We start from the raw sequence: 606 nt of genomic DNA, 5'->3' as shown, positions 1-606 counted from the left end.
ACCTTCAACCACCGACGCTTTGTCGGCGGAGAGGGAAACCGTGGTGTTGTCGATCGAATCGGTGATGGTCGTTTCGGCTGCTTTCGGATCAGTGACCAGGTTCTCGAAGTTACCGCCTTCGGTTTTGGCGATGGTGGTGCTGACGGTGGAACCGTTGTTGTAAACATCGTTAGCCGGCGTCTGGAACACCGTCGAACCTACGGTTTCACCAGCTTTGATGGTGATGGTCTGGCCGTTCGACAGCGTAACGGTTACGTCAGTCTGAGCTTTGTTCGTCAGGGTCGCGGTGTAGGTAATCTCACCGCCTTCAACCACAGACGCCTTATCGGCAGTCAGAGAAACCGTGGTGTTGTCGATCGAGTCGGTGATGGCTGTTTCAGCCGCTTTCGGATCGGTTACCAGGTTCTCGAAGTTACCGCCTTCGGTCTTGGCGATGGTGGTGCTGACGGTGGAACCGTTGTTGTAGACGTCGTTCGCTGGCGTCTGGAAAACCGTCGAGCCGACGGTTTCGCCGGCTTTAATGGTGATGGTTTGGCCGTTGCTCAACGTAATAGTGACATCGGTTTGAGCTTTGTTCGTCAGTGTTGCGGTGTAGGTAATCTCACC

At 54.8% G+C, this 606-nt stretch carries 1 protein-coding gene; it reads right to left on the bottom strand.

The window, feature by feature from the left end; genetic code table 11:
- The coding region (locus HX783_RS27470; RefSeq protein WP_177018969.1) for an immunoglobulin-like domain-containing protein at positions 1–606 on the bottom strand (606 nt) is incomplete at both ends.

It is taken from the genome of Pseudomonas sp. D2002, from assembly GCF_013385735.1.
In the GTDB taxonomy this organism is placed as follows: domain Bacteria; phylum Pseudomonadota; class Gammaproteobacteria; order Pseudomonadales; family Pseudomonadaceae; genus Aquipseudomonas.
Note: the sequence above shows the minus strand (reverse complement) of the source record. Positions and strands in the feature narration are given on the sequence as shown.